The following is a 10,903-nucleotide window of genomic DNA, read 5'->3' as shown; positions in this document are numbered from 1 at the left end:
CAAAGGTAAAAATTATGTTAATTTTTTACCTGACACAGTTTAGTTTACAGTCTCTAGTCAGATTTGTTTCTTTTAAAATCGGAGTTTTCGGAGTCCTATAAAAAAGGAGATTTTCGTGCTGGCACATTGTATGTAGCCCGGTACTCATCAATATGAGCCTGTGTAAAGCGGATATTCCCAGCATTGTTAATATAGCCTATTCTTTTAGCAATGCGTAGCTTAGTAAGCCAACCAGGTGATATACCTAATTCTTTCGCAGCTTCTTTAGTGTTATAGTCCCGGCTGTGATATACTTTATCCATCTGCCTTATTAGATAATCAAGCTTTTTATGTAGTGCTTGTATTTCGGATTCCAATCGATGGAAGTCCTCATCACTGGGTGCATTTATCATAGTTATAACTTAATAATGCCGACGCCTTTTTTCCTCTTCCGGCTCAAATAGCTTGTTTACGTCTACCTTCTTGTAATACCACTTACTACCTACTTTTTTGCTAGGTAAAGCACCTTTGATTCGCCAGTTTTGCAGAGTATCAGTACTTACTTCAAGAAGTTGTTTTAGATACAGAAGTAAACCAGAGGTAAACCTGGTACTTGAATTAGCCGAATCCTATATGAGCAAAGACTCGTCTATATCCTTAGCTGTTATTGGTGGAGGCTCTGGCTTCGGAATCGCGGCTTTACTGAATGGTAAAACCCACCTGGCTAATTCTTCTCGGCCACTCTCTCAGGCAGAATAGAACCTGGCCAGAGGATAAGGCATCCGTGTGCAAGCATTTGTATTTGTCTCACCTCTAATAGATTTATTTATTTCATTCGATATGTTCGCTAATTGCGCTTTAATTATAATTTACCACTCCGAATTTAGACGAATTTTGCTTTGAGGCTGATGCTAGTAAAGGGCAATAGTCGTATGAAGATATTTCATCTCAATTTCAGTACTTACTGCCCTCAACATCCACACTCCTCAGATTAGTACTTCAGTATTAGTATTATTTTTATGTTTAGGTATGTATAAGAATGCTCATTAGTGATTATTTGATCCTGTAGATATGGAATTTGGAGATGTAGAAATAGTTGTAATAAAAGTTCTGTTTTGATAGCTTTTAACAATTGCCTCCTTAAGGTTATTTTTTTGAAATATTCATTTTTTACGTGAGAGTACAGAATTAACACCTTCTATGAAAAGTGATTAAATAGTGATTTCTTCTATTGAATCATCGCCATCACTGTAGCAAACTAAACTAAATATACCACTTTTCGCTGCACCCAAATTAAGGGTTAAGCATCCGACATATAACTTGAGACTACAGATAAAGCTCATGTAACAAACATACATGAACTGTTAAAATAATTACCTATTTAAACACTTGTACTTATCTTATTTCATAAGATACTATCTGAGTTAATTAGTTTATCGAACTCAAAAGATTATAGAGAACTTCACATCCAAATTTAGATAAGATAGGCATATGCCGGAGTCAAAAGGATAAAATGGTAATAATTGTACCTCTTTGACGGATTAAAGCATATAATATAATATCAGCCTAGGTTTTCATATTTAATAACTGTTTATACAGTGAAACTACACTATTTAAAACATTTGTACATGCAGATTACGGACTGGTTGCTTAGAACTCGCCACCTACTTGGTTTCATGCTAAGTATAGGTTTGTTGCTTATTTTAACTTCTTCCGGATATGGGCAAAATACTTATATATGGGATGGTTCACAGTCAAATGATTGGCAAGATAGGAGAAACTGGGATCGTAATACTGATTGGCCTAACAGATTCAGCAACAGTGACAATATAATATTTAATACTAGTGCAGTAGTAACTAATGTCCCAGCAGGTGCGGTTATTAATAATTTAACAATAAATGGTGCTACTAGAACAGTAGAATTGCGCGGGGGGTCCTTAACAATAAATGGCACTGCAAATATCAACGGCACACTAGAGTTTGATAATACTGCCAATAGAACAATTACTATAAATGGAAATTTAACAGGAAGTGGTAGTATTAACATGAGTGTTAATAATAGAAATCATACGTTAAATTTAGGGGGAACAGTTGATCCCAACATCACACTAGTTACATCACTATTATGTAATAGCAATGTAAATTATACCGGAAATATAAATCAAACTGTACTATCTCCTTCTAATGGATATAGAAATCTTGCAATTTCTGGTTCAGGAATAAAATCTTTGGATGGAAGTATTAGTGTGTGCAATAGTCTAACAGTTGCAAATGGTGCTACATTATCCTTAGGCACATTTACTGCTACAGTAACTACAAATAGTACAATTGACGGAATATTAGATGCAGGCACAGGTGCCATAGCTGGTTTAGGCACTTTTACTTTAAGTAGTTCCGGTACTTTAAGAATAGGTTCTGCTGATGGAATAAACAATAGTCCTACAGTACTTGGCAATTTGAGGATGACTGGAATAAGAACTTATGCAGCAGGTAGTACTTTTGTATTTAATGGAGCAACTGCACAAGTAACAGGCAATGGTTTTCCGACGAGTATTAGCAACTTAATAATTAGCAATACGGCCTCAACTCCTCTGGTAACTGCAAATCAGAATCTAGCTATCACAGGTACCGCTAGTTTCTCTTCAACTACACCTCAAACATTAACTTTAACCGGAGACTTAAGTGGAACAGGTACACTAAATATGAGCGGAGGAAACTTAGCACATACTTTAAATCTGCAAGGTGCTAGTAATTCAATCGGTAATCTAATAACTTCTTTGACAAGTAACAGTATAATAAATTATACTAGAAATAATAATCAAACCGTATTTGCCAGTCCAAATTACAGAAATCTTACTATTTCCGGTTCAGGAATAAAAACACTACAAGGTAATAGCATAACGGTAGGAAATAATTTAAGTGTCAGTGCAACCCTGGCATTTAGTTCTACTACAACTCAAACTTTGAATGTAAGTGGTGATGTAAGTGGTGTGGGCACAATTGATATGACTGGTGGCAGCCGGGCACATGTATTAAATTTAGCAGGAGACAATAATAGTATTAATCGGCTACTCACTACCTGTAATAGCATTGTTAATTATACTGGGGGTAATAATCAAACCATCATATCCGGCACACCTCCAAATGTTACGTATGGTAGCCTGAACATTGTATCAGGGATAAAAACGCTAACAGGCCCAGTTACTGTCTGCAATTTAACTGTAAATACCGGCGCTACACTTGACCTTAAAATACATAATGTAAATATAAGCGGGAATGGAAATGTTACAATAAATGGAATATTAGATGCAGGGACTGGAGCTATTACTGGGCTTGCAACAAGTAATTTCATATTAAATGGCATTATTAAAGTAGGGGCTACTCTGGGCATAGATACAGGTATTACCGCAGGCAATATCCGGGTTCCTTTGGCTAACAGAACCTATAATACAGGTAGCAGTATTGAATATAATGGTACAACAACCCAGGTAACAGGCACAGGTTTACCCGCCAGCATCAATAGTAGCTTAATTATCAGTAATCCTGCAGCGGTTACCCTAAGTCAGAATTTATCAGTATCTGGTAGTTTAACCATTAACTCCAGCTTAATTTTTGGAACAACAGCAGCACAAAGCTTAACTATTCAAGGGAATCTGATCGGCACTCCCGGTGGTACGATTGATATGACTGGTGGTAGTTTAGCACACACGTTAAATTTAAACGGAACTACTAATGCAATTTTTGATTTGCGCACTACTTGCTACAGTATTATTACGTATGGAGCAGGAGCAGGTCAATTAACTAATCCTATAGGAAACACACGTATTATCTCAGGTACAGAAACGTTAACAATCAATACCACAGAATGTAATTTGATTGTACCTGTAGGCGCCACACTTAACCTGAATGGGTTTACATTGAATGTTCTCAGATCAGTAATTGTAGAAGGTACATTAGATCTAGGTGCAGGAGCAGTTACAGGTGCTGGGACTTTTACATCTACTGCTGGTTCTGCCCTTGTGTTAGGTTCTGCTGATGGCATCAACTCAGGTACAACACTTGGAAATATCCGGGTTAGTGGAAACAGAACTTTTGATCCGAATACAAATATTATTTTTAACAGAACAGGTACGCAAGTCACTGGCAATGGTTTTCCACTTATTGTTGGAAACGTAACGATTAATAATGGATCTCAGGTAACACTGAGCAAAAACCTAGTTATATCAAATTTTGCTGCAATCAATGGAATGCTGTTACATAGCAATACAGCTTCTCAAACAGTAATCATCAGTGGTGATTTAACTGGATCAGGAACCATAGATATGAGTGGAGGCAATCTGACGCATACCTTAAATTTAGGTGGATTGAATAATACTATCGGCTTGCTAAAAACTTCCACTACAGGAAATAGTACAGTCAATTACGATAGAAATGGTAATCAGACACTATTTTCTAGTAACAACTACAGGAGTCTAATACTTTCTGGATCAGGAATAAAAACCCTACCAGGTACTAGCTCGACGATTGGAAATAGCCTTACTGTCAGTGCTACCCTAGTGTTTAGCACTACCACACCTCAAACAGTAATCATCAGTGGTGATTTAAGTGGATCAGGAACCATAGATATGAGTGGAGGCAATCTGGCGCATACCTTAAATTTAGGTGGATTGAATAACTCCATTGGTACTCTCATCCCATCTTGTAACAGTGTAATAAATTATACAGCTAGTGGCCAGCAAACAATAACCGCTGTTTCCCCACTATATAATGATTATACCATTAGTGGAACAATAACCTTAACTAGGGACATTGTAGTATGCAATAATCTGCTAATTCCAGTAGGAGCTACATTAAATTTGAATGGTTATTCAGCTACTGTAAATGGAAGTACTACCGTCAATGGTACTCTTAATGCAGGGATTGGTGCCATTAAAGGAACAGGAAGTATTCTTTTAACAGGAACCCTGTTGACTGCTTCACCTGATGGAATAAATGCAGGAACAAGTTTAGGAAGTATCCGGGTGAGTGGTTCAAGAAACCTTACTTCTGGGTCTTTCACCTATAATGGTACACTACCTCAAGTAACAGGCAATGGCTTGCCGGCTAGTGTGGTTAACCTGACTATAGAGAATACGGCTGCAACTCCTACAGTTTCTCTATCTCAAAGTTTAACTATTTCCAGCATAGCTAACTTTACTTCAGGAAGTTTAGTTATTGGAAACAATACGTTGACTTTGAATGGTCGCACTACGCTTGGGTCAGCCACCATTACCGGAGGCAATACTTCTAACCTGATCATTGGAGGTAACAATACACCTGTTATGAGTTTGCCAGCCATTAATAATGGCTTATTTAATGTTACACTTGCTAAGTCAGGGACCACTGCTAGCCTCAATTTACCTGCCAGTGGTCTGACTATTTATCATGGTGGTACACTTACCCTGACCAATGGTAGTATCAATAATGGAGATAAATTACTAATGGGTGATAATGCAACGGCCATAACTAACATTACTCGTCATGTAGGTAGTCTTTTAGGAACGCCTGTTTTCAATAATCAGGTTAATGTTACCTATGTCCAGTCTGTAACTACTGGTCCCGAATTACCCACCTCTTCAACTACTCTGAATAATTTAACTGTTGGTATAAATGGTTTTGCAGGTCTTGTTGTAACAATGAATGCAGATGTTGTAGTAAATGGTACTTACTCTATGACCACAAACAGCCCTACTGCTGGCATAAGTTTAAATGGTCGTACACTTACAATTAATGGAAATTATAATTGTGCTCAAACAAATAATAGTGTTTTTATTGGTTCACCAACATCTTCACTGATCATCAGCGGAGCTAACAAAGCTGTCGATGGAACCATACGTTTCAGTCAGGCAACAGCTGCTTCCAGAAGCCTACAGAATTTTACATTGAACCGTACTGGGACAGGTTCCGCTTTCACAATTAGTACCCATGCCGAGATTAGTAATGCCACCATTACAAGTGGTACGCTTACAGCTATAGGAACTGATATTCTGATCACTAATGCTACAATTGAATCAAATGGAAAATTTATAAATAACTCAACTGCTTTTCCCTTAATTCTTCCTTCTTCTACTATTACTCGTGCATTTAATAATGAGACATATGCTTCTGTTAACAAGTTCGATAAAATAGCAGGTACAGTAACTTCAAATAATACGGATTTCACCTTTACAAGAGGTTCAGGTAGTATATACGCTTTGCGAAGCCGCGATTTTATTCCTGCACCTACGGCTGCCATTATTAGGTTTGATCTTTCAGTAATGTCTGCAGCGATTCAAAATGATGCGGCACAACTCATGCTGGGCAATGGTTTTTCAGATGATGGCACTAGAAATGATGCAAGCACTGCTTCCAGACTACGATTTAACTTAACATCGGGGAACGTTACACTCACCCTACCTGATGGCACAGCTACTACTTCTCCAACTGCACATAATACCAAGATATGGTGGGTAGTAAACAGAAGTGGAGGTACTCTAACTTATACTGGACCTAATAGTAGTACTAATACAATTGCTAGTGGAACAACTGATTTATGGGTTGGTACTAACAAAAGATCAGCTAGTATGAAGAGTACAGCCATAACTCTAAGTGAAGTAAAGATGGTATTTGATCAGGGCAACGGATCGATCGCTTTGAAAAATCTCCAAATAAATCCTATCGCTCAGCTGGTAGCCAATGTAGATTGCTGGTATGCCGGACATCCGGTTGACATAAATATAACAGTAGATGCAGCAGGAGGCGGTGGCGCTCTAAATGCAGGTACTACACTTAAAGTACAGCGCTCTATGTCGGATGGAACATTTAATAGTGACTTGACAAAAGATATTTATGGCACGCTCACAATTGCTAATCCAGGCGCAACAACCCTCTTCACTATACCTGTAACTTTTCCTGATAACTATTCAACACTTGGGGTGAAGGATCTGGGTATAAATTACAGGTATCGGATTCTCAGCAATGACCTCACCAGCCTGGGTATACTAGGCACAGCTAATAACCAGCCTATGTACTATATTATTAACCCTGGCCCTGAAACTCTTGACCCCAATAATGCAACACTAGCTACCGTTACAGCTACTACAACTACTTATACCACCAGTTACTGGGGTTATAGACTTTCTTCTGGAGCAGCTACTATTATTCCTATTCCAAACACCAATAGTGTATCGTATACTCCTAAACTTAATGATTTTCCTGGACCTGGCGAATATTACCTAGTTGCAGTGAGCACTACAGGTTGTATTAGCAACCAGAAAAAAATCTTTGTAAACTGCTCAGGAGCTAATCTTATTATAAATGGAGATTTTAATCAGAAAGGAGCTACTAGGCTGAATGATTTAAATAACAATGGTGTACTTGAATATCACCTGGGCGACTTCTATACAGAATATAATCAAAGGCTTACCACAGGTTCTTTACCTCAGGGCTCATTCGCTATTGACAAGAATCCAATCCAATACAATGGCGCTTTCTGTGATATGACAACTGCAGCACACCGTGCCCCTACAGCCGGAGGTATTGATGGAGGTAATATGCTTATTACTGATGCCAGTCCAACAGGTTCTAAGATATTATGGCAACAGAAAATTAGCAATCTTAAAGTAAATACAAATTATGTCTTTACTTTCTGGGGCACAAGTATTGACAGAGCCCACCAGAATACCTTAAAATTTGGTGTTTATGTTAATTGTTATAGACTAGGCGATGATATTGCAGATAATTATGCTTCTTCTTGTAACTGGGTTAAGTATTCTATTCAGATTAATACTGGTAACGAAACAGAATTAACACTAGGCATTGGTAACGTGAGTGTAGCAGGCTCTGGAAACGACGTAGGAATTGACAATATAGAGTTTTATGAATGTGATGATCAGAGTATTACATTCCAGCCATTAAATAAATTTGTATGGATTGGGTATACATCGGATTGGTTTAAATCTGATAACTGGGGGGTGTGTGAACCTAATTTGCCAGCTTGCGGTGATAATGTAATTATTCCTGCCAACTTGCCGGCAGGTAGAGTGTATCCAGTAATAACCGCTAACTATCCTGACCGTACGCCAGACACCTACGATGTGTATAAAGGTAATAATATCAATGGATTCAATACAACAACTGGCATAAGTCTAATAAATCAGGCCCCTCAGGTACAAAATATCACTATAGAACCTGGTGCAAGACTAACTATTAATTCAGGTTATAATTTAAGAATATGTGGTAATATGATTAATAATGGCACTATACTAGGTAATGGTACGATCACCTTCTATGGCAATACACAACAAAATGTTTCAGGTACCGGACAGTTGTATAATGTTGCTATTGATCAAGGAAACTCTACTACTACAGCTGTAGTCAAACAACTATCGGATGTTACGGTTAATGGGTTGCTGGACATAAATAAAGCTTCAGATGAACTGGTTGTTAATGGAAAAACCTTATATTTGAATGGTACAATTTCTACAAACCCTGGCACTATCACAGGTATTACTTCCGATCCAACGACCACTACTTCCAGTCTTGTTATTGGCGGTACTGGAAATGTAAATGGAACCTTAAAGCTTACAAGTGGCAGCCAGTCATTAGCTAAACTAACTATGAACCGTACTAGCAATGGCCAGGTAACTCTGGGTACTCCTATTACATTGGTTGGCGGTACTAATTCACTTACGTTAATGCATGGTGTAATCAATACTACCCAGACCAATTTCATTAGAATGGATGAACTCTCAACGGTGACAGGCAGCAGCAGTACTGACCATCTATCTGGTGGGTCCAATGTAAGTTATGTAAATGGACCAATGATTAAGCTTACTAATAGCACCAGTGTTTTCACTTTCCCAGTAGGGAACAGTGGATATCTGGGAGAAATAGGTATTGAGCCTAAAGACAATGTAGCAAATGCCTTCCGTGCTGAGTATTTCAGACCTCAGGGATTCCCTGGTGCCGCAGTGGATTTAACTACCTTAGATTTTGTAAGCCCTTATGAATACTGGAAGCTAGACAGGGTCAATGGAACTAGTTCAGGAAAAATCTCCCTGCATTGGACTGCTTCTACTAATATAGCTCTTTTGCCTGACTGGAGTGATTTACGGGTTGCCCGGTATAGCCTTCAAGCAGATACCACCAAGGAGGGTACTACTATTGCAAATGGAATATGGCAAAGCAGAGGAAAGTCTGCCGTGTCGCCTTGGGCCACTTCTTCTTCTGGCTATATTACCTCTGATCTGATTTCACAATTTAGCCCATACACGTTTGGTAGTGCCTATTATGCGGCAGCTCTTCCGGTAGAGTTCGTTGATTTAAAGGCTACGGTTAATAACAAATCAATAGATATAGAGTGGCTTACGGCCAGTGAACATAATAGCGACTTTTTTATTGTCGAGCGAAGTGAAAATGGAAAAGGCTTTACTGCCATACAAAAATTACCTGCGGCAGGAGAATCAAAGTTTATTAGTAAATATATAGTTACTGACAAAAATCCTTTAAGTGGAAATAATTATTACAGAATAAAACAAGTTGATAAGGATGGTAAAGCGTTGTATTCGAAAATTGTCTCTGCCCATATGAACACAAACGCTACTCAGCTGCTAGATATTTATCCTAACCCTTCTGATGGACGGATCATTTATCTTAATCTCCCATACAAAGGTGAAATACAGGTTACTCTATATAATATTTTAGGTGTAGAAGTATATAAAAAGAAGATGGCCGCCGATGGCAGCATTTTAACTATACAACCACATACTCCTCTCAGCAATGGCATATATATTGTTTCCGTAGAGGTTTTAAATAAGACGTATCAGCAAAAGATCATTGTTAGATAAAGTTGTAGAGTGTATCCTGTAGGAATGCATCTATTTGAAATTAAGCTTTTCAGCAAACACTATAAAATCAATTAAGGTAAGACAAAGCAAAGCTTTGAAGCCTACCTACATGGCCAGAAGCACCTACAAGTGCCGGATTCCGACCAGTCAGAAGATCAATGCCGACAAATGATAAACCTAATCAAGCTATACCGGGAGCAGGAAGAGGCTTACCATGACAAGTTACGGTGTAATCAGTTTGCCGTCAAAGAGAAAGACAATTGATACCTACAAGAAAGCAATTAGACTATTTACTCCATTTCATCCATTTTTAATTGTTTTCTACTATGAAATAAATTTATATTGTTCAAAGGTGCGAGCATACACTTTTGATTATACGCGAAAACTTATTATTAAAGTAGTAGAGTGATTATGCTCCTCGAAAGCTACAAAAGCATTGGAGGTTATGAGCGAGATGATAGAGAAGTTTTCTTCCTATCTGCCAAGGCCTTATCTGGATTCGAAGTACTTTCAATATCGCATGCGAAATGAAGGGGATTATACAGTTACGGTAGAAACTACATCTGGCGAACTTAATACATACTGGTCAGCATCTATTAGTAAGAAACAGGTTATTTAATACACATCATCCATTTTTAACTATACACCTATGAATACCCTTTAAAAAACTAGAAGAAAACATTCTGGATGCTATTGCAGATTCCGATACCACGCGTATGAGCTATTTTAACTTTCCAAATCTATTCTTAGTCAGGCTATCAATTCTGATCTTATCAGCTTTTAGATTTAGATGCTGCAAAGCTGCTTCTAATACCAAATCTCTTCCGGCTTGTAAGGCCTTTACTGTGGGTTTAACATCAATATCAGGCTCAATGCCTTTCCTATCCACTGTTTTCCATCCTGATAAGCATCCCGCTTGACGCAGATGCGTGCCTGCAATCCTCCCGGCAAATTAAATACTACAGGCTGCCCTGTGCTGCCTCCGGTAGGTTCACCTAAAAGCTGGTTCAGCGTCAATCTCGGTGAATGCTACCCACTCCGGATCAGCACCCGTAGGC

General features: G+C 38.3%; 7 protein-coding genes. 3 read left to right on the top strand and 4 right to left on the bottom strand.

Translation table 11 applies throughout. The annotated features are described in order from the left end of the window. Positions 1-95 precede the first annotated feature (95 nt). A complete protein-coding gene (locus Q0590_RS35625; RefSeq protein ID WP_302042455.1) occupies positions 96-392 on the bottom strand; it encodes a helix-turn-helix domain-containing protein in 297 nt (98 codons plus the stop codon). 9 nt (positions 393-401) lie between these two features. Further along, positions 402-566: a helix-turn-helix domain-containing protein gene (locus Q0590_RS37730; RefSeq protein WP_366970804.1), complete on the bottom strand. Its 165-nt coding sequence runs from the start codon at positions 564-566 to the stop codon at positions 402-404. On the opposite strand from Q0590_RS37730, the gene Q0590_RS37725 reads away from it, so the two are divergent. Next, positions 490-738 (top strand): substrate-binding domain-containing protein, encoded by a 249-nt coding sequence (locus Q0590_RS37725; RefSeq protein WP_366970802.1) that lies wholly within the window; start codon positions 490-492, stop codon positions 736-738. The genes Q0590_RS37730 and Q0590_RS37725 overlap by 77 nt on opposite strands. A 1,402-nt stretch (positions 739-2,140) precedes the next feature. Here the strand turns inward: Q0590_RS37725 and Q0590_RS35615 are convergent. Beyond that, positions 2,141-2,434 (bottom strand): hypothetical protein, encoded by a 294-nt coding sequence (locus tag Q0590_RS35615; protein ID WP_302042453.1) that lies wholly within the window; start codon positions 2,432-2,434, stop codon positions 2,141-2,143. 7 nt (positions 2,435-2,441) lie between these two features. On the opposite strand from Q0590_RS35615, the gene Q0590_RS35610 reads away from it, so the two are divergent. Continuing rightward, entirely contained in the window at positions 2,442-9,845 is a 7,404-nt protein-coding gene (locus Q0590_RS35610; protein WP_302042452.1) for a T9SS type A sorting domain-containing protein, read from the top strand. Between the two features lie 445 nt (positions 9,846-10,290). Continuing rightward, positions 10,291-10,464 (top strand): hypothetical protein, encoded by a 174-nt coding sequence (locus Q0590_RS35605; RefSeq protein WP_302042451.1) that lies wholly within the window; start codon positions 10,291-10,293, stop codon positions 10,462-10,464. Positions 10,465-10,685: 221 nt separating this feature from the next. On the opposite strand, the gene Q0590_RS35600 is transcribed toward Q0590_RS35605, so the two are convergent. Then, on the bottom strand, positions 10,686-10,862 hold the full coding sequence (locus Q0590_RS35600; protein ID WP_302042450.1) for a hypothetical protein: 177 nt from the start codon (positions 10,860-10,862) through the stop codon (positions 10,686-10,688). Positions 10,863-10,903: the final 41 nt, after the last annotated feature.

The sequence above is a fragment of the Rhodocytophaga aerolata genome (assembly GCF_030503435.1).
Taxonomy (GTDB): domain Bacteria; phylum Bacteroidota; class Bacteroidia; order Cytophagales; family 172606-1; genus Rhodocytophaga; species Rhodocytophaga aerolata.
Note: the sequence above shows the minus strand (reverse complement) of the source record. Positions and strands in the feature narration are given on the sequence as shown.

Coding starts and splice junctions, on each gene's coding strand:
- Q0590_RS35625 (WP_302042455.1), bottom strand. CDS start 392: ATGATAAATGCACCCAGTGATGAGGACTTCCATCGATTGGAATCCGAA.
- Q0590_RS35610 (WP_302042452.1), top strand. CDS start 2,442: ATGACTGGAATAAGAACTTATGCAGCAGGTAGTACTTTTGTATTTAAT.
- Q0590_RS35605 (WP_302042451.1), top strand. CDS start 10,291: ATGAGCGAGATGATAGAGAAGTTTTCTTCCTATCTGCCAAGGCCTTAT.